The sequence below is a fragment of the Stutzerimonas sp. 21-1 genome (assembly GCF_056336065.1).
In genome coordinates, this window is record NZ_CM150500.1 from 2356576 (window position 1) to 2383496 (window position 26921).

The following is a 26921-nucleotide window of genomic DNA, read 5'->3' on the forward strand; positions in this document are numbered from 1 at the left end:
GCTTGCTACGGAGCTGACCGAAGCCGGTGCGAACTGCGTGCCGGCCCGTACCGACAAGGTCGCCCGCATGCCCGCAACGCCCCGCCCACCGCGCCATGACGCCCTCGCCTGGGTCGCCGGAAGCGATGCTCCGGAGAAAAGCAGCATCAACCTCGGCTTCATGGCGCTGACCGATGCCGCCTCGCTGATCGTCGCTGCCACCCAGGGCTTCGCCCAGCCGTTCGGGCTGACACTCAACCTGCGCCGCCAGCATTCCTGGGCCGGACTGCGCGACAAGCTGCTCGACGGCGAGCTGGATGCCGCCCACGGCCTCTACGGCCTGATCTACGCCGTGCATCTGGGCATCGGTGGCAGTGCGCCGGTGGACATGGCTGTGCTCATGGGGCTGGCGCAGAACGGCCAGAGCATCAGTCTGTCGATGCCGCTCAAGGAAGCCGGCGTGACCGATGCCGAAGCGCTGCACCGCTGCGTGCGCCAAAGCGGTGCACGCCTGACCTTCGCCCAGACCTTCCCCACCGGCACCCACGCGTTGTGGCTGTATTACTGGCTCGCCGCCCACGGCATCCATCCGCTGCGCGACGTGCGCACCCTGGTGGTTCCGCCGGCCCAGATGGTGGGCTACCTGCGCCACGGTCGCATCGACGGCTTCTGCGCGGGCGAACCCTGGGGCGCGCAGGCTGTGGCCGAACAGACCGGGTTCACCCTCGCAACCAGCCAGTCGATCTGGGCGGATCACCCGGAAAAGGTCCTCGGCTGCACCCGTGCGTTCGTCGAGCAATACCCCAATACCGCCCGCGCGCTGATCATGGCGGTACTCGCCGCCAGCCGTTTCATCGAGCGCAACGACGAGAATCGCCGCAGCACCGCGCAGCTGATCGCCGCCCGCGACTATGTCGACGCACCGCTGACGGCCATCGCGCCGCGCTTTCTCGGGCATTACTGCGACGGCCTCGGCAACGCCTGGCAGGACGCGCATCCGCTGCGCTTCTTCGCCGACGGCGCAGTGAACATGCCGTTTCATTCCGACGGGGTCTGGTTCATGACCCAGCTGCGCCGCTGGGGCCTGCTGCGGCATGACCCGGATTACCACGCCGTGGCCTGCGCCGTGCAGCAGACCGCGCTGTATCGGGACGCCGCCGGTGCGTTGGGTGTTGCCGTTCCTGCTACGTCGAATCGCAGTAGCCTGCTGCTGGGCGACAGCCATTGGGACGGCAGCGATCCGGCCGCCTATGCCCGCAGCTTCGCCCTGCATGCGCTGGCCGACGATACTTCGGGAGGTAGCCGCTGATGCAGAGCGAAGTACTGCGCATCCTGCTGGTCGACGATACGCCGAAGAAGGTCGGGCGCTTGCGCAGTGCGCTGGTCGACGCCGGCTTCGAGGTCATCGACGCCTGCAGCTCGATCATCGACCTGCCCGAACGCGTCGAGGCCGTGCGCCCGGACGTGGTGCTGATCGATACCGACTCCCCCGGCCGCGACGTGATGGAACAGGTGGTGCTGGTCAGCCGCGATCGCCCGCGGCCGATCGTGCTGTTCACCGACGACGACGACCCAAATGCCATGCGCCAGGCCATCGGTGCCGGGGTCAGCGCCTATATCGTCGAGGGCATCCACGCGCGGCGACTGAAGCCAATTCTCGACGTGGCGATGGCGCGCTTCGAGAGTGACCAGGCGCTGCGCGCCCAGCTGCATGCCCGCGATCAGCAGCTGGCCGAGCGCAAGCGCATCGAGCTGGCCAAGGGCTTGCTGATGAAGCTGCGCGAATGCAACGAGGAGGAGGCCTACACGCTGATGCGGCGCCAGGCCATGAGCCGCCAGCAGAAGCTGATCCAGGTGGCCGAACAGATCATCGCGATGAACGAACTGCTCGGCCACTGAGCGGCAGGCGGCGGGCTCACGCGCTGGCGTCGACCGGCCGCCCGGCGAACAGCCGCTCGACATCCGTGCGCAGGCAGAGCTGGGTGCCCGGACGCATCACCGTCGCCGCGCCGGCCGCCGCGCCGAAACGCACGGCCGCACCCAGCTCATAGCCTTGCGCCAGGGCATGCACGATGGCGCCCAGCATGCTGTCGCCAGCACCTACCGCGCTGACCACCGGCACCGCCGGTGAAGGCAGGCGTTCGAGCCGGTCGCCACAGGCGAACAACGCGCCCTGCGCCCCCAGCGACAGCACGATGATCTCGGCGGCACCACGCTGGATCAGCTCACGCAGCGCCGCCGCCTGCGCCGCCTCGCTTTCCAGCGGCCGGCCCATGAGACCGGCGAGTTCGTTCAGGCTCGGCTTGATCAGGTAAGCGCCACCGCGCCGCGCGGCGTAGGCCAGCGGCTCGCCGGACAGATCGATCACCAGCCGCGCGCCGATCTGCCGCGCCAGCGCCAGCAGTTCATCGAAGAACGCCGGCTCGATGCCAGGCGTGAAGCTGCCGCTGACCACCAGATAGCCCGGCGCAGGATGCAGCCCGCGCAACGCGGCCAGGCAGCCCAGGCGCTCCTGCTCGCCGAGCACCGGGCCGGGCAGCACGAAGCGGTACTGCAGCCCGGTTTCCTGCTCGTCGACGGTGAAGCTCTCGCGGGTGTCGCCGGCGATCGCCACCGGCAGATGCGCCAGGCCGATGTCGTCCAGCGCGCGGCGCAGCAGATCGCCGAACGGGCCGCCGGCGGGATAGACGGCCAGCGAGTCGCCCCCGAGGATGCGCACCACCCGCGCCACGTTGATGCCGCCGCCACCGGGGTCGTGACGCGGATGCGCGCAGCGCAGCTTCTCGGTGGGCAGCACCCGTGCCGTGCTGACAGCCAGGTCCATCGCCGGGTTGAGGGTCAGCGTGGCGATACGCGTCATCGTTCACTCCTTGCGGCTTGCAGTCGCTTTGCGGCAAGCCTACCAGCAGCCCGGCACCGTGCGTCAGCGCCCCGATTTGCACCCAGCATGCGCCATAAGCGCGCGTCGGCCACGCAAACCGGCCACCAGCGTTGCCCGCACGCCGCGCCACAGCACGCTCCAGCGCTTGGCACGCTTTCTGCTCAACGCTCTGCAACGGTAACCAACGGCGGCTACCGACCCCGACAAAGGCGTCGCATCACCCTGTTCCGGCAGGTGTGCTGCGGCGCCTTTGTCGTTTCCGCCCCGCTGTCGGGGCCACGAAGCAACCGCCTCATGCGCGACGGCAGCGCCGCCGCGCCTTCCGAACTGGAGCCGAACGATGAACACGAGTTTCTGGAAAGCCGGCCATGCGCCGACCCTGTTTGCCGCCTTCCTCTACTTCGACCTGAGCTTTATGGTCTGGTACGTGCTGGGCCCGCTCGGCGTGCAGATCGCCGCGGACCTGGGCCTGACCACCCAGCAACGTGCCTTCATGGTCGCCACGCCGATTCTTTCCGGCGCGGTGCTGCGCCTGATGCTCGGCATGCTGGCCGACCGCACCTCGCCCAAGAGCGCCGGCCTGCTGGGCCAGATCGTGGTGATCGGCGCACTGCTAGTGGCCTGGCTGCAAGGCATCCGCAGCTACGAGCAGGCTTTGCTGCTCGGTCTGTTCCTCGGCATGGCCGGCGCTTCGTTCGCCGTGGCGCTGCCGCTGGCCTCGCAGTGGTATCCGCCGCAACACCAGGGCAAGGCGATGGGCATCGCCGGCGCAGGCAACTCGGGCACCGTGCTGGCGGCGCTGTTCGCGCCGGTGCTGGCGTCGATGTTCGGTTGGAACAATGTGTTCGGCCTGGCGCTGATCCCGCTGGTGCTGACGCTCGGTATCTTTGCCAGCGTGGCGAAAAACGCGCCCAACCGGCCCAAAGCGAAATCCGTCGCCGACTACCTGAAGGCGCTGGGCGACCGCGACAGTTGGTGGTTCATGTTCTTCTACAGCGTGACCTTCGGCGGCTTCCTCGGCCTGGCCAGCACCCTCCCCGGCTACTTTCACGACCAGTACGCCTTCGACCCGGTGAAGGCCGGTTACTACACCGCCGCCTGTGTGTTCGCTGGCAGCCTGCTGCGCCCGCTCGGCGGTGCCCTGGCCGACCGCATCGGCGGCATCCGCGCACTGCTGGTGATGTACACCGTGGCGTCGATCTGTATCGCCGCGGTGGGCTTCAACCTGCCCAGTGCCACGGCTGCGCTGGCGCTGTTCGTGGTCGCCATGCTCAGCCTCGGCGCCGGCAACGGTGCGGTGTTCCAGCTGGTGCCGCAGCGTTTTCACAAGGAGATCGGTGTGATGACCGGGCTGGTCGGCATGGCCGGCGGTATCGGTGGTTTCCTGCTCACCGCCGGGCTCGGCGCGGTCAAGCAGTCCACCGGCGATTACCAGCTCGGCCTGTGGCTGTTCGCCAGTCTCGGTGTGGTGGCCTGGTTCGGCCTGCAGGGCGTCAAGCGCCGCTGGCGCACCACCTGGGGCTCGGCGGCCGTAACCGCCGCGCGGGTCTAGCGCGGCCGGAGGTTGCCGTGTCTTTACAACTGTCTTTCGGCGAAGCCAGCGCCACCGGCCCGCGTGAAGAGAACCAGGACGCCATCCGCGTGGCGACCCCGCTGCCCGGGTTGGCTGCCAGCAAGGGCTGCCTGTTTGCCCTGGCCGACGGCGTCAGCCAGTGCACCGACGGTGGGCTGGCCGCGCGGGCGACGCTGCAGGCGCTGGCGCTGGATTACTACGCCACCCCGGAAACCTGGGCAGTGGCCCAGGCGCTGGACCGCGTGCTGGTCGCGCACAACCGCTGGCTGCAGGCCAGTGGCGGCGGCCAGCCGTTGCTGACGACACTCACCGCGCTGGTGCTGCGCGGCCGGCGCTTTACCCTCGCGCATATCGGCGACTGCCGCGCCTATCGCTGGCAGGGCGGGCAGCTGCAGCGGCTGACCGAAGACCACGTGTGGGAACAGGCCGGCATGCAGCACGTGCTCAAGCGCGCGTTGGGGCTGGATCAGCATCTGCGGATGGACTATCTGGACGGCGAGCTGCACGTCGGCGACTGCTTCGTGCTGCTCAGCGATGGCGTCTGGGCGAGCGTCGACGAGCGCACCATCGCGCGACTGCTGGGCGAACAGCCGGATCTCAACGTGGCGGCTCGCACGTTGATTCAGCAGGCCCATCGCAACGGCAGCCAGGACAACGCCAGCGCCCTGCTGCTGCGCATCGACGCCCTGCCCGACGCAGTGCTGGCCGACGCCCTCGCGCAGCTGCCGCACTGGCCGTTGCCGCCGCCGCTACGCACCGGCCAGCTGTTCGAAGGCTGGCGGGTGGAAAGCCTGCTGCACACGTCGCGCCAGTCGCTGCTGTATCGCGTGCGCGACGAGCAGGCCCAGGCCTGGCTGCTGAAAACCCTGCCGGCGACTCGGCGGGACGACCCCGAGGCGGCGACGGCGCTGCTGCAGGAGGAGTGGTTCATGCGTCGCGCCGCCGCACGCAGCGTCGCCCAGTTGCACCCGCTGCCACAACGCCAGCAGCTGTACTACGTGCAGCGTGAATACGCCGGCCAGACGCTGGCCGAGCGCGTGCAGCAAGCCGGTCCGCTGAATCTGGACGAGTGGCTGCCGCTGGCCACGCAACTGATCCGCGCGGTGGGCCTGCTGCATCGACGCAACATCCTGCATCGCGACATCAAACCGGAGAACCTGCACATCGGCGACGACGGCGAGCTGCGCATCCTCGATTTCGGCCTGGCGTTCTGCCCGGGGCTGTCACGCCATGCACCCGGCAGCCTGCCCGGCACACCGAGTTTTCTCGCCCCCGAGGCGTTTGCCGGCGCCGCGCCGAGCGTGGCCCAGGATCTCTATGCCGTCGGCGTCACCCTCTATTACCTGCTCAGCGGACAGTTTCCGTACGGTGAAATCGAACCCTTTCAGCACCGCCGCTTCGGCGTGCCGACGCCGCTCGGCCGCTATCGCCCGGACCTGCCGACATGGCTGGAAGCAATGCTGGCGCAGGCGGTCGCCGCCGATCCGCAACAGCGCTTCGAAACCGCCGAGCAATGGCTGCTGCGCCTCGAACAGGGGGAATGTCTGGCTACGCCGGAGCGCCCGCGCCCCTGGCTGGAGCGCGAACCGCTGAAAGTCTGGCGTGGCCTGGCGCTGCTCTCGTTGCTGGCGAATCTGCTGTTGTGGCTGGTGCTGCTCAGCGACGGGTGATCAAGCCCTGCCGCGCCACGCGGGTCAGTTCGCAGATGCATTCGTCGAGATTGTCCGGCGAAGGCGACTGGATCACCGCGAGGTCGAAACTGTCGTCGGCGAAGCGCGCCAGCGACTCATCGGCACCGGCGAACTGCACCAGCAGCGCACGCGAGCGACTGTTGCGCCGCGGCCAGCCATCGAGGTAGCGCAACAGGGACGGCTGGTGAGCGCCGCCAAGAAGAACCTTGGGATTGGAACGGATCAGGCCGCTGGTGATCGGGGCCAGGCGTAGCTGTGCGTGCGTTGCGTTCATGCTTTGGAGATTCCGCCTCACGAGTTCCGCTGGGCAGCGGTGGGAGGCTTCACCGGAACCAGCGCTTTAGCGGTATTTCGAAACCTCTCGGTTCCCGGCGCCCCGCAAGTAGCTGACTAAATCGGCGCATGGGCACGACTTTATGCAAGCGGCCGCGCGCCTGTCAATCGGCGCTCCGCTACAACAAGGGCGCACCAGCAGCGCGCATAAGGCCTCGCCGTGGTGCGTCCGGCAGCTGCACAGATCCCTCTCGCGCCCGCCTTCACCGGCATTTACGGCTCGCGACGAATTGGCATGGCATCTGCTATACCAATCACCAGCGAACATAGCGCCAGCCCCTCAACGACGAGAGCCTGGCTTCCCGATCGAGCGGGACACGGACAAAGGCGTCCTCACCGGATAACCGGTGGGACGCCTTTTTTGTTGTTGAAAAATTTCGAGCAGGCCGGACGGCAGCTGGCACGGAGAACGGGCATGAAGAAACTCAAACTGGTGATGATCGGCAACGGCATGGCCGGCGTACGAACCCTGGAGGAGCTGCTCAAGCTCACCCGCGACCTCTACGACATCACGGTGTTCGGCGCCGAGCCGCATCCCAACTACAACCGCATCCTACTCTCGCCCGTGCTGGCCGGCGAACAACAGTTCGAAGAGATCGTGCTCAACGACCTGAACTGGTACGCCGAGAACGACATCCGCCTGATGCTCAACCGCAAGGTGGTGAAGATCGACCGCGTCAGACGCCGGGTCATCGCCGATGACGGCAGCGAGGCGGAATACGACCGCTTGCTCATCGCCACCGGCTCCAGCCCGTTCATCCTGCCGATTCCCGGCAAGGACCTGCAGGGCGTAATCGGCTACCGCGACATTGCCGACACCCAGGTGATGATGGAAACAGCCAAAACCCACAAACACGCGGTGGTCATCGGCGGCGGCCTGCTCGGCCTGGAAGCGGCGAACGGCCTCAAGCTGCGGGGCATGGACGTCACCGTGGTGCACATCGGTGACTGGCTGATGGAACGCCAGCTCGACAAGACCGCCGGCACCCTGCTGCAGAGCGCGCTGGAAAGCCGTGGCCTGAAGTTTCTCCTGCCGAAGCACACCGCCGAACTGCTCGACAACGGCGAACGCCGGGTCTGCGCGGTCAAGTTCAAGGACGGTGAAGTGATCCCCGCCGACTTGGTGGTGATGGCCGCCGGCATCCGCCCCAACAGCGAACTGGCCGAACAGGCCGGCATCCCGTGCAATCGCGGCATTCTGGTCAACGACACCCTGCAGACCTACGACCCGCGCATCTACGCTGTCGGCGAATGCGCCAACCATCGCGGCATCGCCTATGGCCTGGTCGCGCCGCTGTTCGAACAGGCCAAGGTCTGCGCCAATCACTTGGCCATGCTCGGCTTCTCCCGCTATCTGGGCTCGGTGACCTCGACCAAGCTCAAGGTCACCGGCATCGATCTGTTCTCGGCCGGCGATTTCATCGGCGGCGACGGCACCGAGACCATCACCCTCTCCGACCCCATCGGCGGCGTCTACAAGAAGCTGGTGATCAAGGACGACGTACTGGTCGGCGCCTGCCTCTACGGCGACACCGCCGATGGCGGCTGGTACTTCCGCCAGGTCCGCGAGGGCCAGAACGTCGCGCAGATCCGCGACCATCTGATGTTCGGTGCGGCCGGCTCAGGCGAAGGCGCCATCGGCGACGCTGGTCACCAGGGCCAGAGCAAGGCCATGTCCATGCCCGACGATATGGAAGTGTGCGGCTGCAACGGTGTGTGCAAGGGCACCATCGTCAAGGCGATCCAGGAACACGGGCTGTTCTCGGTGGACGAGGTGAAAAAACACACCAAGGCCGCCAGCTCTTGCGGCTCCTGTGCCGGGCTGGTCGAGCAGATTCTGATCAATACCGTGGGCGGCGCCGCCGACGTCAAGCCGAAGAGCGAGAAGGCCATCTGCGGCTGCAGCGACCTCAACCACGGTCAGGTGCGCAAGGCCATTCGCGAGCACCACTTGACCAGCATCCCGGCGGCCATGGCCTTCATGGATTGGCGCACGCCAAACGGCTGCGCCACCTGCCGGCCGGCGTTGAACTACTACCTGATCTCCACCTGGCCGGGCGAAGCCAAGGACGACCCGCAATCGCGCTTCATCAACGAGCGCGCCCACGCCAACATCCAGAAGGACGGCACCTACTCGGTCATCCCGCGGATGTGGGGCGGCGTCACCAATGCCGCCGAGCTGCGGCGCATCGCCGATGTGGCGGACAAGTATCAGGTGCCGATGGTCAAGGTCACCGGCGGCCAGCGCATCGACCTGCTGGGCATCAGGAAGGAAGACCTGCCGGGTGTCTGGAAAGACCTGGATATGCCTTCCGGCCACGCCTACGGCAAATCCATCCGCACAGTGAAGACCTGCGTCGGCAGCGAGTTCTGCCGCTTCGGTACGCAGAACAGCACGCAGATGGGCATTGACCTGGAACACGCCCTTTTCAACATGTGGTCGCCGCACAAGGTCAAGCTGGCCGTCTCCGGCTGCCCGCGCAACTGCGCCGAATCCGGCATCAAGGACGTCGGCATCATCGGCGTGGACTCCGGCTGGGAGCTGTACATCGGCGGCAACGGCGGCATCAAGACCGAGGCCGGCGAGTTCTTCGTCAAGGTGAAGAGCGCCGAAGACGTCATGGAATACAGCCTGGCGTTCCTCCAGCTCTACCGCGAAGAAGCCTTCTACCTTGAGCGCACCGTGCACTACATGCAGCGCGTCGGCATGGACCACATCAAGAAGGCCGTGCTGGACGACGCCGAGCGACGCAAGGCGTTGCATCAGCGGCTGCTGTTCTCGCTCTCCTTCGAGCAGGACCCGTGGCACGAGCAGCTCTCCAAGCCGCAGCTAAAGAAGGAATTCGACCGCATCGCCGTCAAGCAGCTGGAAAACGCCTGAGCACCTGATCTGGAGAGACACCGCATGAACTGGCTCGATATCTGCGCACTGGATGAAATCAACCCGCTCGGCTCGCGCATCGTCGCCAGCCCCAAGGGTGACATTGCGATATTCCGCACCGCGGACGATCAGGTCTTCGCCCTCGACGATCGCTGCCCGCACAAGGGCGGGCCACTGTCGCAGGGGATCATCTACGGCAAGCAGGTCGCCTGCCCGCTGCACAACTGGCAGATCGATCTGGCCAGCGGCGAGGCCTTGGCCCCGGACGTCGGCTGCGCCCATCGTCACGCGGCGCGCGTCGAGAACGGGCGTGTACAGCTTTCGCTGAACCCACGCAAGGAATGCGCGGCCTGAACACGCGCAATTGACCAGCACCTTTTTCCAGGAGACGACGCCATGCGTATGACAACCGCCTCGACCTGCTGCTACTGCGGAGTCGGCTGTGGCGTGCTGATCGAGCACGACGGCGAGCGCATCCTCGACGTGGCTGGCGACCCCAGCCATCCGGCCAACCTCGGCAAGCTGTGCAGCAAGGGCTCGACGTTGCACCTGACCGGCGATCTGGACGCTCGCGCGCTCTACCCCGAGCTGCGCCTGGGCAAGAGCCTGGCGCGCAGCCGCACCGACTGGGACAGCGCGCTGGAGCACGCGGCTAGCGTATTCGCCGAGACCATCCGCGAGCACGGCCCGGACAGCGTCGCCTTCTACGTCTCCGGCCAGTTGCTCACCGAGGACTACTACGCCTTCAACAAGCTGGCCCGCTCGCTGGTCGGCACCAACAACCTGGATTCCAACTCGCGGCTGTGCATGTCCTCGGCGGTGGTCGGCTACAAGCGCAGCCTGGGCGCCGACGCCCCGCCCTGCTCCTACGAGGACATCGAGCAGGCCGACTGCCTGCTGATCACCGGCAGCAACATGGCCTACGCCCATCCGGTGCTGTTCCGCCGCCTGGAAGAAGCCAAGGCGAAGCGGCCGGAGATGACCCTCATCGTCATCGACCCGCGGCGCACCGACACCAGCGAGCTGGCCGACCTGCACCTGCCGATCCTGCCCGGCACCGATGTCGCGCTGTTCCACGGCCTGCTGCATATCCTCATGTGGGAAGGCTGGATCGACCGCCGCTTCATCGATGCCCATACCGAAGGCTTCGATGCGCTGAAAAGCCTGGTGCGCGACTACACCCCGGCGATGGTCGCCGACCTCTGCGGCATCTCGGTAGATGATCTGCAAACCTGTGCACGGCTGATTGGAAGCGCTCCAGCTTTTCTCTCTCTCTGGTGCATGGGGCTGAATCAGTCAACCGCCGGCAGCGCCAAGAACAGCGCGCTGATCAACCTGCACCTGGCCACCGGACAGATCGGCAAGCCGGGTGCCGGGCCTTTCTCGCTCACCGGCCAGCCGAATGCCATGGGCGGCCGCGAAACCGGCAGCCTGTCCAATCTGCTGCCCGGACACCGCGACGCGACCAATGCCGAACACCGTGCCGAAGTGGCGGGCTATTGGGGTGTCGAGCAGCTGCCCAAGCAGCCTGGACTGTCCGCCATCGAGCTGTTCGAGGCGGTGCGCGCCGGCAAGATCAAGGCGCTGTGGATCGCCTGCACCAACCCGGCGCAGTCGCTGCCGGACCAGCAGAACGTCCACGAGGCCCTGGCCGCCTGCCCCTTTGTCGTGGTGCAGGAAGCCTTCTTCACGACCGAAACCTGCCGCTACGCCGACCTTCTGCTGCCGGCCGCGAGCTGGGGCGAGAAGGAAGGCACCGTGACCAACTCCGAGCGCCGCATCAGCCATGTGCGTCGCGCTGTGCCGGCGCCCGGCGAAGCCCGTGCGGACTGGGCGATCACCTGCGATTTCGCCCGACGTCTGGAACGTCGCCTGCGCCCCGGCGAGCCGAGCCTGTTCGCGTTCGAGAATGCCGAGGCGCTGTTCGAGGAGTACAAGCCGCTTACCGCGGCCCGCGATCTGGACTACAGCGGCCTGAGCTACGCACTGATCGACACCCTCGGTCCGCAGCAGTGGCCATTCCCGCCGGGCAGCCAACAGGGCACCGCGCGGCTGTATGGTGACGGTGTGTTTCCCACTGCCACTGGTCGTGCGCGCTTCATCGCCGAGCACTACCAGGCGCCGAAGGAAAAGCGCGAGGCGCGCTATCCGCTGACGCTCAATACCGGCCGGCTGCGTGATCAATGGCACGGCATGAGCCGCACCGGCACCGCCGCGCGGCTGTTCGGCCATGTCGAGGAAGCACTGCTCGGCATGAACGCCGATGACATGCGTCGCCGGCGTCTGCTGGACGGCCAGTTGGTGACGGTGAAAAGCCGTCGCGGCAGCCTGATCCTGCCGGTGCAGAAGGACGACAGCCTGCGTGCCGGCCAGGCCTTCCTGCCGATGCACTGGGGCGACCGCTTTCTCAAGGGGCTGGGCAGCAACGTACTGACTCTGGCCAGCGTCGATCCGCTGTCGAAGCAGCCGGAACTCAAGCACGCCGGCATCGAAGTCGAACAGGTCGAATTGCCCTGGCAGTTCTTTGCGCTGGTTGAAGGCGATGTGCAGCGACGCTTCGAGGCGCTGCGGCCATTGTTCGAAACCTTCGACTACGCCAGCTTCAGCCTCGGCGGGCGCGAACGCTCGGCACTGCTGATCCGCGCCGCCCGGAATGCGGCGCCAACGGCTGCCGAGCTGGACGCCATCGACAGCCTGCTCGGCCTCGACGAAGGCCCGGTGCTGGCCTATGACGACCCGCGTCGCGCGGTCGGCAAGCGCGTACGCATCGAGGAAGGCCGTATCGTCGCGTTGCGCCTGGCCGGCGAGACCGTCGCCCGGCAGTGGCTGCGCGGACTCTGGGAAAGCGGCAGCGCCGACGCCGAACTGCGTCGCTGGCTGCTGGCTCCACTCAGCGCGCCACCTGGCGGCGCGACCATCAGCACCGACCGTACTCTGTGCAACTGCATGAACGTCAGCCAGAACAAGGTCCGTGCAGGCATCGAGCGCGGTCTCGATCTGACCGGCCTCAAGCAGGAGCTCGGCTGCGGCACCAGCTGTGGCTCCTGCGTGCCCGAAATCAAGCGTCTGCTGGCCAGCCAGCCGGAACGCGCACTTCTCTGATACCAACCAAGACGAGGATTACCCTATGAGCGCAAAAGTCTGGCTGGTAGGCGCCGGCCCTGGCGACCCGGAGCTGCTGACCCTCAAGGCCGTACGCGCACTGGGCGAAGCACAGGTAGTGATGATCGATGACCTGGTCAACCCCGCCGTGCTTGAACACTGCCCCAACGCTCGCATCATCCCGGTGGGCAAGCGCGGCGGCTGCCGCTCGACGCCGCAGGCCTTCATTCACCGGCTGATGCTGCGCTACGCCCGTCAGGGCAAGTGTGTGGTGCGCCTCAAGGGTGGCGATCCATGCATCTTCGGTCGCGGTGGCGAAGAAGCCGAATGGCTGGCGGCACGCGGCATAGAGGTCGAGCTGGTCAACGGCATCACCGCCGGCCTGGCCGGAGCCACCCAGTGCGGCATCTCGCTGACCCAGCGCGGCGTCGCCCGCGGCGTCACCCTGGTAACAGCGCACACGCTCGACGACAGCAGTCCGGAATGGCAGGCGCTGGCGAAAAGCGGCACCACGCTGGTGGTGTACATGGGTGTGAGCAAGCTGGAACAGGTGCAGGCCGGGCTGTTGGAGGGCGGACTTTCCGCCGGTACACCAGTGGCGATGATCGAGAACGCTTCACTACCGCAGCAACGCGAATGCCGCTCCAGCCTCGCCGACATGTGCCGCGACGCCTTGACCTTCAAGCTGAAGAGTCCTGCGATTCTCGTGATCGGCGAAGTCGCAGCAAGAAGTAGCGACAGCGCTTTTTCTCGCGCCGACCACCATCGTAATTCGAAGCTGGCACGCGCCCCAGACGGCTTGGTGCGGATGATGTCGAACTAAGCTGCGAGCATTGATGAAATCAATTAAAGCTAGAGAAAACCTCAATAAGTTTCATACAGAAACATGTACTTAATTTTTGCAGACGCATAGAATGCCCGGCCATTAGGAGTTGCGACGCATGGTCGCTGTCGCAAGCTGGACTTATTCAAGCCGTTCCGTTAAAGGGGCCCGGCATGCCTGATGTAGCTCTGTCCCACAATTGGGGCTTCGCAGTATTTCTTCTTGGTGTCATCGCCCTTTGCGCTTTCATGCTCGGCGCCTCCAGCCTGCTGGGCAGCAAAGCCTGGGGCCGTGCCAAGAACGAACCCTTCGAATCCGGCATCGTCCCCACTGGCAGCGCCCGCCTGCGACTCTCCGCAAAATTCTATCTGGTCGCGATGCTCTTCGTGATCTTCGACGTTGAAGCCCTTTATCTCTTTGCCTGGGCCGTATCAGTGCGCGAAAGCGGCTGGGCGGGCCTCATTGAAGCTACCGTATTCATAGCAATTCTGTTGGCGGGTCTTGTCTACCTTTGGCGGGTTGGGGCGCTCGATTGGGCGCCTGCAAGCCGTCGCGAGCGACAGGCGAAGCTAAAACAATGAGGCTCTTCACATGCAATACAAACTTACCCGGATCGATCCGGATGCGGTCATCGACCGTTATCCGATCGGCCAGCAGGAGACTGTTGCCGACCCGCTAGAAGGACAAGTCCATCGCAACATCTACATGGGCAAGCTGGAAGACGTGCTGAGCAATGCGGTCAACTGGGGGCGCAAGAACTCCCTGTGGCCGTACAACTTCGGCCTGTCCTGCTGCTACGTGGAGATGACGACTGCCTTCACCGCACCACATGACATCGCCCGCTTCGGTGCCGAGGTAATCCGAGCCTCGCCGCGCCAGGCCGATTTCATGGTGGTCGCCGGCACCTGCTTCATCAAGATGGCGCCGATCATCCAGCGTCTCTACGAACAAATGCTCGAGCCCAAGTGGGTCATTTCCATGGGTTCGTGCGCCAACTCCGGTGGTATGTACGACATCTACTCGGTCGTTCAGGGGGTCGACAAGTTCCTCCCCGTGGACGTCTACATACCCGGCTGCCCGCCCCGCCCCGAGGCGTTCCTGCAAGGCTTGCAACTGCTGCAGGACTCCATAGGCAAGGAGCGCCGCCCGCTGTCCTGGGTCGTTGGCGACCAAGGCATCTACCGTGCCGAAATGCCTTCGCAGAAAGAACAGCGACGCGAACAGCGTATCCAGGTAACCAACCTGCGCAGCCCCGACGACGTGTGATCCAGCTTCCGCCTTCCCTCGCGGGAAGGTCTGCTCGCACCCCAACGTTGACCGAAAGCGACCGAGATCATGACTGCAGACAGCGCTCTGTACATCCCGCCCTACAAGGCTGACGACCAGGATATCGTCGTCGAACTGAATGCGCGCTTTGGCGCCGACCTCTTTACCGTGCAGCCCACCCGCACTGGCATGCCGGTCCTCTGGGTGCCACGCGAGCGCCTGATCGAGGTGCTGGGCTTCCTGCGCCAGGTACACAAACCCTACGTGATGCTCTACGACCTGCACGGTGTCGACGAGCGCCTGCGCACCCAGCGCCAGGGGCTGCCCGCCGCGGACTTCAGCGTCTTCTATCATCTGATGTCGCTGGAGCGTAACAGCGACGTGATGATCAAGGTCGCACTGTCGGAGAAGGATCTCAGCCTGCCGACTGCTACCGGTGTCTGGCCGAACGCCAACTGGTACGAGCGCGAAGTCTGGGACATGTACGGCATCGACTTCACCGGACATCCTCGTCTTGCGCGCATGCTCATGCCGCCGACCTGGGAAGGGCATCCGCTGCGCAAGGACTACCCGGCACGCGCGACCGAGTTCGATCCCTACAGCCTGACCGCCGCCAAGCAGGACCTGGAGCAGGAGGCCCTACGCTTCAAGCCCGAGGACTGGGGCATGAAGCGCAGCGGCCCTCATGAGGACTACATGTTCCTCAACCTCGGCCCGAACCACCCCTCGGCGCACGGCGCTTTCCGCATCATCCTGCAACTCGATGGCGAGGAAATCATCGATTGCGTACCGGAGATCGGTTACCACCATCGCGGCGCCGAGAAGATGGCCGAGCGCCAGAGCTGGCACAGCTTCATTCCCTATACGGACCGTATCGACTACCTCGGCGGGGTGATGAACAACCTGCCCTACGTGCTGGCCGTGGAAAAACTCGCCGGCATCAAGGTGCCGGACCGCGTCGACTTCATCCGCGTGATGATGGCGGAGTTCTTCCGCATCCAGAACCATCTGCTGTACCTGGGCACCTATATTCAGGACGTTGGCGCCATGACGCCGGTGTTCTTTACCTTCACCGACCGCCAGCGCGCCTACCAGGTAATCGAGGCCATCACCGGTTTCCGTATGCACCCGGCCTGGTACCGCATCGGCGGTGTGGCGCATGACTTGCCGCGCGGTTGGGACCGCCTGGTACGCGAATTCCTCGACTGGATGCCCAAACGCTTGGTCGAATATGAAAAGGCCGCGCTGAAGAACAGCATCCTGATCGGCCGCACCAAAGGCGTGGCTGCCTACAACACGAAGGAGGCCCTGGAGTGGGGCACCACCGGTGCTGGCCTGCGCGCTACAGGCTGCGACTTCGACATCCGCAAGGCACGTCCCTACTCGGGCTACCAGCATTTCGAGTTCGAGGTTCCGCTGGCGGTTAATGGCGATGCCTACGACCGCTGCCTGGTGAAGATGGGGGAGATGCGCGAAAGCCTGCGCATCATCGAGCAGTGCCTGAAACACATGCCCGAAGGTCCTTACAAAGCCGATCACCCGCTGACTACGCCGCCGCCGAAGGAACGCACGCTGCAGCACATCGAAACCATGATCACGCACTTCCTGCAGGTATCGTGGGGGCCGGTGATGCCGGCCAACGAGAGCTTCCAGATGATCGAGGCCACCAAGGGCATCAACAGCTATTACTTGACCAGCGACGGCAGCACCATGAGCTATCGCACGCGCATTCGCACGCCGAGCTTCCCGCACCTGCAGCAGATCCCGGCCGTGATCCGCGGCAGCATGGTCGCGGACCTCATCGCCTATCTGGGCAGTATCGATTTCGTCATGGCCGACGTGGACCGCTGATATGAGCACGCTTATCCAGACTGACCGTTTCGCCCTCAGCGCAGCCGAACGCTCGGCCATCGAGCATGAGATGCACCACTACGAAGACCCGCGCGCGGCTTCCATCGAAGCCCTGAAGATCGTGCAGAAGGCCCGCGGCTGGGTGCCGGACGGTGCCGCCGATGCGATCGGCGAGCTGCTCGGCATTCCCGCCAGCGATGTCGAGGGCGTGGCTACCTTCTACAGCCAGATCTTCCGTCAACCGGTGGGTCGCCACATCATCCGCGTCTGCGACAGCATGACCTGCTTCATCGGCGGCCACGAATCGATCCTCGAGGCACTGCAGCGTCAGCTGGGCATCGCACCGGGTCAGACCACCGCCGACGGCCGCTTTACCCTCATCCCGGTGTGCTGTCTGGGCAACTGCGACAAGGCCCCGGCACTGATGATCGACGATGACACCTTCGGCGACGTGCGCAGCGAAGGCGTCGCCGCCCTGCTGGAGGCCTACCCATGACGCGCAGCACGACGAAAATGCTCGCCTCCCTCGGCCCGGCCAACCGCGTGGCGCGCAACGAGGAAACCCACCCGCTGACCTGGCGCCTGCGCGACGACGGTCAGCCGGTCTGGCTCGACGAATACCAGCAGAAGAACGGCTACGCTGCCGCGCGCAAGGCGCTGGCCGAAATGGCCCAGGCCGACATCGTGCAGACGGTGAAGGATTCCGGACTCAAGGGTCGCGGCGGCGCCGGCTTCCCCACCGGCGTCAAGTGGGGCCTGATGCCAGCAGACGAAGCACAGAACATCCGCTACCTGCTGTGCAATGCCGACGAGATGGAACCCAATACCTGGAAGGACCGCTTGCTCATGGAGCAGCTGCCGCACCTTCTGGTCGAGGGCATGCTGATCAGCGCCCGGGCGCTCAAGGCCTATCGCGGTTACATCTTCCTGCGCGGCGAATACGTCGATGCGGCGCACAACCTCAACCGCGCCATCGAGGAAGCCAAGGCCGCCGGCCTGCTCGGCAAGAACATCCTCGGTTCCGGCTTCGATTTCGAGCTGTTCGTACACACCGGTGCCGGACGCTACATCTGCGGTGAAGAAACCGCACTGATCAACTCCCTCGAAGGCCGCCGCGCCAACCCGCGCGCCAAACCGCCCTTCCCTGCCGCCGTCGGCGTCTGGGGCAAGCCGACCTGCGTGAACAACGTCGAAACCCTGTGCAACGTGCCGGCAATCATCGGCAACGGCGTGGACTGGTACAAAGGCCTGGCGCGGCCGGGCAGCGAAGACATGGGCAGCAAGCTCATGGGCTTCTCCGGCAAGGTCAAGCATCCCGGCATCTGGGAATTGCCGTTCGGCATCAGCGCCCGCGAGCTGTTCGAAGACTACGCCGGCGGCATGCGCGACGGTTACCGCCTCAAGTGCTGGCAGCCCGGCGGCGCCGGCACCGGCTTCCTGCTGCCCGAGCACCTCGAGGCGCAGATGTATGCCGGCGGCATCGCCAAGGTCGGCACGCGCATGGGCACCGGCCTGGCATTGGCCGTTGACGACACCATCAACATGGTCTCGCTGCTGCGCAACATGGAAGAGTTCTTCGCCCGCGAATCCTGCGGCTGGTGCACGCCATGCCGCGACGGCCTGCCGTGGAGCGTGAAGATCCTGCGCGCGCTCGAACGCGGCCAGGGGAGCCGGCAGGACATCGATACGCTGCTGCAACTGGTCGACTTCCTCGGACCGGGCCGCACCTTCTGCGCCCACGCGCCAGGCGCGGTGGAGCCGTTGGGCAGCGCGGTGAAGTATTTCCGACACGAGTTCGAAGCGGGCGTCGCGCAAGAGGCGAAGGCGCCTACGCAGCCGGCATAGAGAATTGAACGACGCGGAGCACGAAAGGCTCGACGCGAGGCGCATTCAGCCCGTCAGCCTCAGCGCTCCGCCTCAGAAGCAGATTTCCTATTAGCCTGACCCGCGCAAGCGGATGAGAAGACCTAGAAATGGCCACGATCCACGTAGACGGCAAAGCCTACGAGGTCGACGGTGCGGACAACCTGTTGCAGGCCTGTCTCTCCCTCGGACTCGACATTCCCTACTTCTGCTGGCACCCGGCGCTGGGCAGCGTCGGTGCCTGCCGCCAATGCGCGGTCAAGCAGTACAGCGACGAAAACGATACCCGCGGCCGCCTGGTGATGTCCTGCATGACCCCGGCCACCGACAAGACCTGGATCTCCATCGACGACCAGGAAGCCAAAGCCTTCCGCGCCAGCGTGGTGGAGTGGCTGATGATTAACCACCCGCACGACTGCCCGGTGTGCGAGGAAGGCGGTCACTGCCATCTGCAGGACATGACGGTGATGACCGGCCATAACAAGCGCCGCTACCGCTTCACCAAGCGCACCCACCAGAACCAGGAACTCGGCCCGTTCATCGCGCACGAGATGAATCGTTGCATCGCCTGCTATCGCTGCGTGCGCTATTACAAGGACTATGCCGGCGGTGAAGACCTCGGCGTGTTCGGCGCGCATGACAACGTCTATTTCGGTCGCGTCGAGGACGGCGTGCTTGAGAGCGAATTCTCCGGCAACCTGGTAGAGGTCTGCCCGACCGGCGTGTTCACCGACAAGACCCACTCCGAACGCTACAACCGCAAGTGGGACATGCAGTTCGCCCCGAGCATCTGCCAGCAGTGCTCGGCCGGTTGCAACATCAGCCCCGGTGAGCGCTACGGCGAGATTCGCCGCATCGAGAACCGCTTCAACGGTGCAGTCAACCACTACTTCCTCTGCGATCGCGGCCGCTTCGGCTACGGCTACGTGAACCGCAAGGATCGTCCGCGCCAACCGCTGCTGCGTGCCGGACAGGTCCAGCTGGGCGTCGACGCCGCACTGGACAAGGCCGCCGCGCTGCTTGCCGGTCGTCGGCTGATCGGCATCGGCTCGCCGCGCGCCAGCCTGGAAAGCAACCATGCGCTGCGCGAACTGGTCGGCGCGGACAACTTCTATTCCGGCATCGCCGCCCAGGAACTGCACAACCTACAGCTGATCCGTGAGCTGTTGCAGAACGGCCCGCTGCCAACGCCGTCGATGCGCGAGATCGAAGAACACGACGCCGTCTTCGTCCTCGGCGAGGACCTGACCCAGACTGCTCCGCGTCTGGCGCTGTCACTGCGCCAAGCCGTCAAGGGCAAGGCCACCGAAATCGCCGCCGCGGCGAAGATTCCCGAGTGGCATCAGGCCGCCGTGCAGAACGTTGCCCAGCGCGCACTGAGCCCGCTGTTCATCGCCTGCGTCAGCGAGACTCGCCTGGACGACGTCGCCGCCGAAAGCGTGCAGGCCGCGCCCGACGACCTGGCCCGACTGGGCTTCGCCGTCGCACACGCCATCGACCCCAGCGCACCAGCGGTTACCGGACTGGAAGCCGACGCGGTGCAACTGGCGCAACGCATTGCCGACGCCCTGCTCGCAGGCAAGCGCCCGCTGATCGTCTCCGGCGCGTCGCTCGGCTCCGAAGCCGTGCTCAAGGCCGCAGCGAACATCGCCCAGGCGCTGAAGAATCGCGAGAAGAACGCCTCGATCAGTCTGGTGGCTGCCGAAGCCAACAGCCTGGGCATGGCCCTGCTGCTGGCCGACGAGCGCGCCGACAAGTCGGTGGACGCCGCGCTGCAGGCATTGCGTAGTGGCCATGCCGATGCCGTACTGGTGCTGGAAAACGACCTGTACCGCCGCGCCGCACGCGCCGACGTCGACGCTGCGCTGGATGCCGCGCACGTGCTGATCGTCGCCGATCACCAGCACACCGAGACCGCCGCGCGCGCCGATCTGTTGCTCCCGGCCGCCAGTTTCGCCGAGGGCGACGGCACCCTGGTCAGCCAGGAAGGCCGTGCCCAGCGCTTCTTCCAGGTGTTCGAGCCGAGCTACTACGACAGCAGCATCCTGATCCGCGAAGGCTGGCGTTGGCTGCATGCACTGCAGTCGACCCGCGAGCATCGCCCGGTGGACTGGACCCGCCTCGATCAGGCGACCGAAGCCTGTGCCTCCAGTCATCCGCTGCTGGCCGCGATTCGTGATGCGGCGCCGAAGGCCGAATTTCGCATCAAGGGTCTGAAAATGGCCCGCGAGCCCCTTCGCTACAGCGGTCGCACGGCGATGCGTGCCGACATCAGCGTGCACGAGCCGCGCCAGCCACAAGACATCGACTCGCCGTTCGCCTTCTCCATGGAAGGCTATTCCGGCTCGGCCGAGGCACGTCAGCAGATCCCGTTCGCCTGGTCGCCGGGCTGGAATTCGCCGCAGGCCTGGAACAAGTTCCAGGACGAGGTCGGCGGCCATCTGCGCGCCGGCGATCCGGGCGTACGCCTGCTCGAATCGCGCGGCGCTACGCTGCCCTGGTTCGCGCCGACCGCTGCCTTCGCTCCGCAACCGGGGCATTGGCAGGCCGTGCCGCTGTATCACCTGTTCGGCAGCGACGAAACCTCGGCACTGGCCGCGCCGATCCAGACACGTATTCCGCAACCGTATGTGGCGCTGAACGAAGCCGAGGCCGCGCGTCTGGGCGTCAACGACGGTGTACGTCTGGCCCTGCTGGTCAACGGACATGAGCTGCACCTGCCGCTGCGTATCGTCGAAGACCTGGCGGTCGGGCTGGTCGGTCTGCCGGTCGGCCTGCCCGGCGTGCCGGCAGCGTTCGCGGGCGCGATCGTCAGCAACCTGCAGGAGGCTGCGCAATGAGCTGGCTGACTCCCGAAATCATCGACGTGATCATCCAGGTGCTCAAGTCCCTCGTCATCATGCTGGTGGTGGTGGTGGCCGGTGCGCTGCTGAGCTTCGTCGAGCGCCGTCTGCTCGGTCTCTGGCAGGATCGCTACGGTCCGAACCGGGTCGGCCCCTACGGCCTGTTCCAGCTCGCCGCCGACATGTTGAAGATGTTCTTCAAGGAGGACTGGACGCCGCCGTTCGTCGACAAACCGATCTTCACCCTGGCGCCGGTGGTGGCGATGGGCTCGCTGCTGATCGCCTTCGCCATCGTGCCGGTGACACCAACCTGGGGCGTGGCCGACCTGAACATCGGTCTGCTGTTCTTCTTAGCGATGGCGGGCCTCACCGTCTATGCGGTGCTGTTCGCCGGCTGGGCCAGCAACAACAAGTTCGCCCTGCTCGGCGCCCTGCGCGCATCGGCGCAGACGGTGTCCTACGAAGTGTTTCTGGGCCTGTCGCTGATGGGCATCGTCGCCCAGGTCGGCTCATTCAACATGCGCGACATCGTCGAGTACCAGCAGGAGAACCTGTGGTTCGTCATCCCGCAGATTCTCGGCTTCGCGACCTTCTTCATCGCCGGTGTCGCGGTCACCCACCGTCACCCGTTCGACCAGCCGGAAGCCGAGCAGGAATTGGCCGACGGCTATCACGTCGAATATGCGGGCATGAAATGGGGCATGTTTTTCGTCGGTGAGTACATCGGCATCGTGACCATCTCGGCGCTGCTGACCACGCTGTTCTTCGGCGGCTGGCACGGGCCGTTCCTCGATACCCTGCCGTGGCTGTCGTTCTTCTGGTTCGCGCTCAAGACCGGCTTCTTCATCATGCTCTTCATCCTGCTGCGAGCGTCCCTGCCCCGGCCACGCTACGACCAGGTAATGGCTTTCGGCTGGAAGTTCTGCCTGCCGCTGACGCTGCTCAACCTGCTGGTGACCGGCGCGCTCGTGCTGGCCGCGCAGTAAGGAGAAAAATTCATGTTCAAGTACATCGGCGAGGTGCTCCACGGCACCTACACCCAGTTGCGCAGCCTGGTGATGGTGTTCAGCCATGCCTTCCGCAAGCGCGACACCCTGCAATACCCCGAAGAGCCGGTCTACCTGCCGCCGCGCTATCGCGGCCGCATCGTGCTTACCCGCGACCCCGACGGCGAAGAACGCTGCGTGGCCTGCAACCTCTGCGCGGTGGCCTGCCCGGTAGGCTGCATCTCGCTGCAGAAGGCCGAGACCGAGGATGGCCGCTGGTATCCGGAATTCTTCCGCATCAACTTCTCGCGCTGCATTTTCTGCGGCCTGTGCGAGGAGGCCTGCCCGACCACCGCAATCCAGCTCACTCCGGATTTCGAGATGGGCGAGTACAAGCGCCAGGACCTGGTCTACGAGAAGGAAGACCTGCTGATCTCCGGGCCCGGCAAGAACCCGGATTACAACTTCTACCGCGTTTCCGGCCTGGCCATCGCCGGCAAGCCAAAAGGCGCCGCGCAGTGCGAAGCCGAACCGATCAACGTCAAGGGGTTGCTGCCGTGACTGTATCGCCGCGCCCCCGCTCCTTCCGCCCGCTCGCCTCATGGGCGAGCGACGCCACAGTTTCGAGGACCTGACGTCATGGAATTCGCGTTCTATTTCTCCGCTGGTGTCGCGGTGGTGTCCACCCTGCGGGTGGTCACCGGCACGAATCCGGTTCACGCCCTGCTCTACCTGGTCGTCTCGCTGCTGGCGGTGGCCATGTGCTTCTTCAGCCTCGGCGCGCCGTTTGCCGGTGCGCTGGAAATCATTGTCTACGCTGGCGCGATCATGGTGCTGTTCGTCTTCGTGGTGATGATGCTCAACCTCGGCCCAGCCATTGCCCAGCAGGAGCGGGCCTGGCTGACACCACGGATCTGGATCGGCCCATCGCTGCTGGCTGGTGTGCTGCTGCTGCAGCTGCTTTGGGCGCTGTTCGCCGAACCGAGCAACGCACCGCTGGCGCTGACCAGCGTTGGTCCCAAGGAAGTCGGCGTATCGCTGTTCGGGCCCTACCTGCTGGCGGTCGAACTGGCCTCGCTGCTGCTGCTCGCGGCGCTGATCGCGGCCTATCACCTGGGCCGTCACGAGGCGAAGGAGTAATTCATGCAAAGCATTCCTCTCGAACACGGGCTGGCGGTCGCCGCGATCCTCTTCTGCCTCGGGCTGGTCGGTCTGATGGTTCGGCGCAACATCCTGTTCATGCTGATGAGCCTGGAAATCATGATGAACGCGGCAGGTCTGGCCTTCGTCGTCGCCGGTAGCCGCTGGGCACAGGCGGACGGGCAGATCATGTTCATCCTGGTGATCACCCTGGCGGCAGCCGAAGCCGCCATCGGCCTGGCGATCCTGCTGCAGCTGTACCGCCGCTTCAATACCCTCGATGTCGATGCCGCAAGCGAGATGCACGGATGAATCTTCTATTCCTGACCTTCGTTTTTCCGCTGCTCGGCTACTTCCTGCTCGCATTTTCCCGCGGACGGATTTCCGAGAACCTTGCTGCGACCATCGGCGTCGGCTCGGTGGGCCTCAGCGCGCTGACCAGCGCCTGGATCATCTGGCAGTTCAAGACCACGCCGCCGGCCGAAGGGGTCTTCACCCTGCAGCTATGGCAGTGGCTGGACGTCGCCAACCTACAGGCGTCCTTCGGCCTGCATCTGGACGGCCTGTCGCTGACCATGCTCGGCGTAGTCACCGGCGTGGGCTTCCTGATCCACCTGTTCGCCAGCTGGTACATGCGCGGTGAAGAGGGCTACTCGCGCTTCTTCGCCTACACCAACCTGTTCATCTTCAGCATGTTGCTGCTGGTGCTGGGCGATAACCTGCTGCTGCTGTACTTCGGCTGGGAAGGCGTCGGGCTCTGCTCGTACCTGCTGATTGGCTTCTATTTCAAGGAGCGCAAGAACGGCAATGCTGCACTGAAGGCGTTCATCGTCACCCGTGTCGGCGACGTGTTCATGGCCTTCGGCCTGTTCATTCTGTTCGTCCAGCTCGGCACGCTGAACATCCAGGAACTGCTGGCGCTGGCGCCGCAGAAGTTCGCCGAGGGCGATCTGTGGATCACCCTGGCCACCCTGGCGCTGCTCGGCGGCGCAGTGGGCAAGTCGGCACAACTGCCGCTGCAGACCTGGCTGGCCGATGCGATGGCGGGCCCGACGCCGGTGTCCGCGCTGATCCACGCCGCCACCATGGTCACCGCCGGCGTCTACCTGATCGCCCGTACCCATGGTCTGTTCCTGCTGGCGCCTGACGTGCACGAGCTGGTCGGCATCGTCGGCGGCGTGACGCTGGTGCTGGCCGGTTTCGCCGCGCTGGTACAGACCGACATCAAGCGCATCCTGGCCTACTCGACCATGAGCCAGATCGGCTACATGTTCCTTGCCCTTGGCGTCGGTGCGTGGGACGCAGCGATCTTCCACCTGATGACGCACGCCTTCTTCAAGGCCCTGCTGTTCCTCGCGTCCGGCTCGGTTATCCACGCCTGCCACCACGAGCAGAACATCTTCCGCATGGGTGGCCTATGGAAGAAGCTGCCGCTGGCATACGCCAGTTTCATCGTCGGCGGCGCCGCGCTGGCCGCGCTGCCGCTGATCACCGCGGGCTTCTACTCCAAGGACGAAATCCTCTGGGAAGCGTTTGCCAGCGGGCACAACGGGCTGCTCTATGCCGGTCTGGCAGGCGCTTTCCTGACTTCGCTGTATACCTTCCGACTGATCTTCATTGCCTTCCACGGCAAGCCGCAGACCGAGGCGCATGCCGGAAGTGGCCTCGCCCACAACCTGCCGCTGGCGGTGCTGATCGTGCTTTCCACGGTGGTCGGTGCGCTGATCACCCCGCCGCTGGCCGGCGTGCTGCCTGAGAGCGTCGGCCATGCCGGTGGCGAGGCCAAGCACAGCCTAGAGCTGCTGTCCGGCGCCGTTGCGATCGCCGGCATCCTGCTCGCCGCAGCGCTGTTCCTCGGCAAGCGCGGGTTGGTCACGTCCATCGCCCAGAGCGCACCCGGACGCCTGCTGAGCGCCTGGTGGTTCGCCGCGTGGGGCTTCGACTGGATCTACGACAAGCTTTTCGTGCAGCCCTATCTGTGGCTGTGCCGCCTGCTCGCCCGTGACCCCATCGACGCCACCATCGGTCTGGTGCCGCGCACCGCCCGTGGCAGCCACACCGCCCTGAGCCGCAGCGAAACCGGCCAGTTGCGCTGGTATGCCCTGTCCATCGTCGGCGGAGCCGTGCTGCTGCTCGGCATCATCCTGCTCTGAATTGCCCAAGGACTCGAAATCGTGATTCTGCCCTGGCTAATCCTGATTCCCTTCATCGGCGGCTTGCTCTGCTGGCTGGTCGAACGCTTCGACCAAACCCTGCCACGCTGGATCGCCCTGTTCACCATGACGCTGCTGTTCGGTCTGGGCCTTTGGCTCTGGAGCAACGGCGATTACAGCCTGGCGCCGACGCCTGAAGCCGGCTCGACCTGGGCGCTGGAGTTCAAGCACGTCTGGATCGAGCGCTTCGGCATCAACCTGCACCTTGCACTCGATGGTCTGTCGTTGCTGATGGTGCTGCTCACCGGCCTGCTCGGTGTGCTGTCGGTGCTCTGCTCGTGGAAGGAGATCCAGCGCCACGTAGGTTTCTTCCACCTCAACCTGATGTGGATCCTCGGCGGCGTGGTCGGCGTGTTCCTCTCGCTGGACTTATTCCTATTCTTCTTCTTCTGGGAAATGATGCTGGTGCCGATGTACTTCCTCATCGCGCTCTGGGGTCACAGCTCCGAAGGCAAGCGTTCGCGGATCAACGCGGCGACCAAATTCTTCATCTATACCCAGGCCAGCGGCCTGATCATGCTGGTGGCGATCCTCGGGCTGGTGCTGGTGAATTACCACAACACCGGTGTACTGACCTTCGATTACGCCCTGCTGCTCAACGCCGAGCTCGATCCGAAGATCGAATTCCTGTTAATGCTCGGTTTCTTCATCGCCTTCGCGGTGAAGTTCCCGATCGTGCCGCTGCACGCCTGGTTGCCGGCTGCCCATGCCCAGGCACCCACCGCAGGTTCCGTGGACCTGGCTGGCATCCTGCTGAAGACTGCCGCCTACGGCATGATCCGCTTCGCCCTGCCACTGTTCCCCGAGGCTTCGGCGGACTTCGCGCCGATCGCCATGACGCTCGGCCTGATTGGCATCTTCTACGGCGCTCTGCTGTCGTTCGGCCAGACCGACATCAAGCGTCTGGTTGCCTACTCCAGCATCTCGCACATGGGTTTCGTGCTTATCGGCATCTACTCGGGCAGCGAGCTGGCGCTGCAGGGCGCGGTGGTGTTGATGATCGCCCATGGCCTGTCGGCTGCTGCGCTGTTCATCCTCTGTGGCCAGCTCTATGAGCGCCTGCATACCCGTGACATGCGCGAGATGGGCGGTCTGTGGTCGCATCTGCCATGGCTGCCGGCGCTGAGCCTGTTCTTCGCTGCCGCCTCGCTGGGCCTGCCCGGTACCGGCAACTTCGTCGGCGAGTTCGTGGTGCTGTTCGGTGCTTTCGGCCAGTGGCCGTGGATCGTGGTGATCGCCACCTTCGGTCTGGTGCTCTCCTCGGTGTATTCGCTGGCGATGATCCATCGCGCGCATTTCGGTCCGGTCAAGACCGAGGGCAGCCTGCGTGGGCTGGACGCGCGCGAGGTCGGCATGATCCTGCTGCTGGCAGCGCTGCTGGTGCTGCTCGGGGTCTATCCGCAGCCGGTACTCGACACCTCGCTGGCCACCATGAGTGGCGTACAGCAGTGGTTCAGTACCGCTTTCTCCCAACTCGCTTCGGTCCGGTAGTCGCG

The 26921-nt window shown here is 65.3% G+C and carries 22 protein-coding genes; 20 read left to right on the forward strand and 2 right to left on the reverse strand.

What is annotated here, in order from left to right; all coding sequences use genetic code 11:
* Positions 1-67: 67 nt before the first annotated feature.
* Together AC0ZJQ_RS11415 and AC0ZJQ_RS11420 are read left to right on the forward strand one after the other, a co-directional pair.
* The gene (locus AC0ZJQ_RS11415; protein ID WP_165594611.1) at positions 68-1288 is read left to right on the forward strand and encodes a CmpA/NrtA family ABC transporter substrate-binding protein; all 1221 of its coding nucleotides are present in this window, start codon (positions 68-70) and stop codon (positions 1286-1288) included.
* On the forward strand, positions 1288-1878 hold the full coding sequence (locus AC0ZJQ_RS11420; RefSeq protein WP_165594612.1) for an ANTAR domain-containing response regulator: 591 nt from the start codon (positions 1288-1290) through the stop codon (positions 1876-1878). The genes AC0ZJQ_RS11415 and AC0ZJQ_RS11420 overlap by 1 nt, the downstream gene beginning before the upstream one ends.
* A gap of 16 nt (positions 1879-1894) precedes the next feature.
* Here the strand turns inward: AC0ZJQ_RS11420 and AC0ZJQ_RS11425 are convergent, their stop codons facing one another.
* Positions 1895-2839, reverse strand: a complete 945-nt coding sequence (locus AC0ZJQ_RS11425; protein WP_165594613.1) for a 1-phosphofructokinase family hexose kinase — start codon at positions 2837-2839, stop codon at positions 1895-1897.
* A gap of 361 nt (positions 2840-3200) precedes the next feature.
* Here AC0ZJQ_RS11425 and AC0ZJQ_RS11430 point away from each other — a divergent pair, with 361 nt between their 5' ends.
* Positions 3201-4412 carry an MFS transporter gene (locus AC0ZJQ_RS11430; protein WP_165594614.1) on the forward strand — a complete coding sequence of 404 codons (1212 nt, stop codon included), beginning with the start codon at positions 3201-3203 and terminating at the stop codon, positions 4410-4412.
* A 17-nt stretch (positions 4413-4429) separates the two neighbouring features.
* On the forward strand, positions 4430-6103 hold the full coding sequence (locus AC0ZJQ_RS11435; protein WP_102829240.1) for a bifunctional protein-serine/threonine kinase/phosphatase: 1674 nt from the start codon (positions 4430-4432) through the stop codon (positions 6101-6103).
* Here the strand turns inward: AC0ZJQ_RS11435 and AC0ZJQ_RS11440 are convergent.
* On the reverse strand, positions 6090-6398 hold the full coding sequence (locus AC0ZJQ_RS11440) for a class I SAM-dependent methyltransferase (RefSeq protein WP_476476687.1): 309 nt from the start codon (positions 6396-6398) through the stop codon (positions 6090-6092). The genes AC0ZJQ_RS11435 and AC0ZJQ_RS11440 overlap by 14 nt on opposite strands.
* 474 nt (positions 6399-6872) lie before the next feature.
* Here AC0ZJQ_RS11440 and nirB point away from each other — a divergent pair, with 474 nt between their 5' ends.
* The 16 genes from nirB (at position 6873) to nuoM (ending at position 26916) form a co-directional block, all read left to right on the forward strand.
* Positions 6873-9338, forward strand: a complete 2466-nt coding sequence (nirB, locus tag AC0ZJQ_RS11445) for a nitrite reductase large subunit NirB (protein ID WP_476476688.1) — start codon at positions 6873-6875, stop codon at positions 9336-9338.
* Positions 9339-9362: 24 nt separating this feature from the next.
* Positions 9363-9692, forward strand: a complete 330-nt coding sequence (gene nirD, locus AC0ZJQ_RS11450; protein ID WP_155550556.1) for a nitrite reductase small subunit NirD — start codon at positions 9363-9365, stop codon at positions 9690-9692.
* 42 nt (positions 9693-9734) lie between these two features.
* Entirely contained in the window at positions 9735-12440 is a 2706-nt protein-coding gene (locus AC0ZJQ_RS11455; RefSeq protein WP_476476689.1) for a nitrate reductase, read from the forward strand.
* A 25-nt stretch (positions 12441-12465) separates the two neighbouring features.
* Entirely contained in the window at positions 12466-13263 is a 798-nt protein-coding gene (cobA, locus tag AC0ZJQ_RS11460; RefSeq protein ID WP_155550554.1) for a uroporphyrinogen-III C-methyltransferase, read from the forward strand.
* A 173-nt stretch (positions 13264-13436) separates the two neighbouring features.
* The gene (locus AC0ZJQ_RS11465) at positions 13437-13844 is read left to right on the forward strand and encodes an NADH-quinone oxidoreductase subunit A (RefSeq protein WP_003289584.1); all 408 of its coding nucleotides are present in this window, start codon (positions 13437-13439) and stop codon (positions 13842-13844) included.
* Positions 13845-13854: 10 nt separating this feature from the next.
* Positions 13855-14529, forward strand: a complete 675-nt coding sequence (locus AC0ZJQ_RS11470; protein WP_155550553.1) for a NuoB/complex I 20 kDa subunit family protein — start codon at positions 13855-13857, stop codon at positions 14527-14529.
* A 69-nt stretch (positions 14530-14598) separates the two neighbouring features.
* Positions 14599-16380, forward strand: coding sequence for an NADH-quinone oxidoreductase subunit C/D (nuoC, locus tag AC0ZJQ_RS11475; protein ID WP_155550552.1), 1782 nt, complete (start codon positions 14599-14601; stop codon positions 16378-16380).
* A 1-nt stretch (position 16381) separates the two neighbouring features.
* Positions 16382-16876 carry an NADH-quinone oxidoreductase subunit NuoE gene (gene nuoE / locus AC0ZJQ_RS11480; RefSeq protein WP_155550551.1) on the forward strand — a complete coding sequence of 165 codons (495 nt, stop codon included), beginning with the start codon at positions 16382-16384 and terminating at the stop codon, positions 16874-16876.
* Positions 16873-18225 carry an NADH-quinone oxidoreductase subunit NuoF gene (gene nuoF / locus AC0ZJQ_RS11485; protein WP_314018963.1) on the forward strand — a complete coding sequence of 451 codons (1353 nt, stop codon included), beginning with the start codon at positions 16873-16875 and terminating at the stop codon, positions 18223-18225. Before nuoE ends, nuoF begins: the two co-directional genes overlap by 4 nt.
* Positions 18226-18353: 128 nt before the next feature.
* On the forward strand, positions 18354-21083 hold the full coding sequence (gene nuoG / locus AC0ZJQ_RS11490; RefSeq protein ID WP_165594618.1) for an NADH-quinone oxidoreductase subunit NuoG: 2730 nt from the start codon (positions 18354-18356) through the stop codon (positions 21081-21083).
* Positions 21080-22072: an NADH-quinone oxidoreductase subunit NuoH gene (gene nuoH / locus AC0ZJQ_RS11495; RefSeq protein ID WP_155550548.1), complete on the forward strand. Its 993-nt coding sequence runs from the start codon at positions 21080-21082 to the stop codon at positions 22070-22072. Before nuoG ends, nuoH begins: the two co-directional genes overlap by 4 nt.
* Positions 22073-22084: 12 nt before the next feature.
* The gene (gene nuoI / locus AC0ZJQ_RS11500; RefSeq protein ID WP_003289595.1) at positions 22085-22633 is read left to right on the forward strand and encodes an NADH-quinone oxidoreductase subunit NuoI; all 549 of its coding nucleotides are present in this window, start codon (positions 22085-22087) and stop codon (positions 22631-22633) included.
* Positions 22634-22711: 78 nt separating this feature from the next.
* Entirely contained in the window at positions 22712-23212 is a 501-nt protein-coding gene (gene nuoJ, locus AC0ZJQ_RS11505; protein ID WP_043297076.1) for an NADH-quinone oxidoreductase subunit J, read from the forward strand.
* Between the two features lie 3 nt (positions 23213-23215).
* Positions 23216-23524: an NADH-quinone oxidoreductase subunit NuoK gene (nuoK, locus tag AC0ZJQ_RS11510; RefSeq protein ID WP_008570159.1), complete on the forward strand. Its 309-nt coding sequence runs from the start codon at positions 23216-23218 to the stop codon at positions 23522-23524.
* Positions 23521-25365, forward strand: coding sequence for an NADH-quinone oxidoreductase subunit L (gene nuoL, locus AC0ZJQ_RS11515; protein WP_476476690.1), 1845 nt, complete (start codon positions 23521-23523; stop codon positions 25363-25365). Before nuoK ends, nuoL begins: the two co-directional genes overlap by 4 nt.
* Positions 25366-25386: 21 nt before the next feature.
* Entirely contained in the window at positions 25387-26916 is a 1530-nt protein-coding gene (nuoM, locus tag AC0ZJQ_RS11520; protein ID WP_476476691.1) for an NADH-quinone oxidoreductase subunit M, read from the forward strand.
* The last annotated feature ends 5 nt before the right edge of the window (positions 26917-26921 follow it).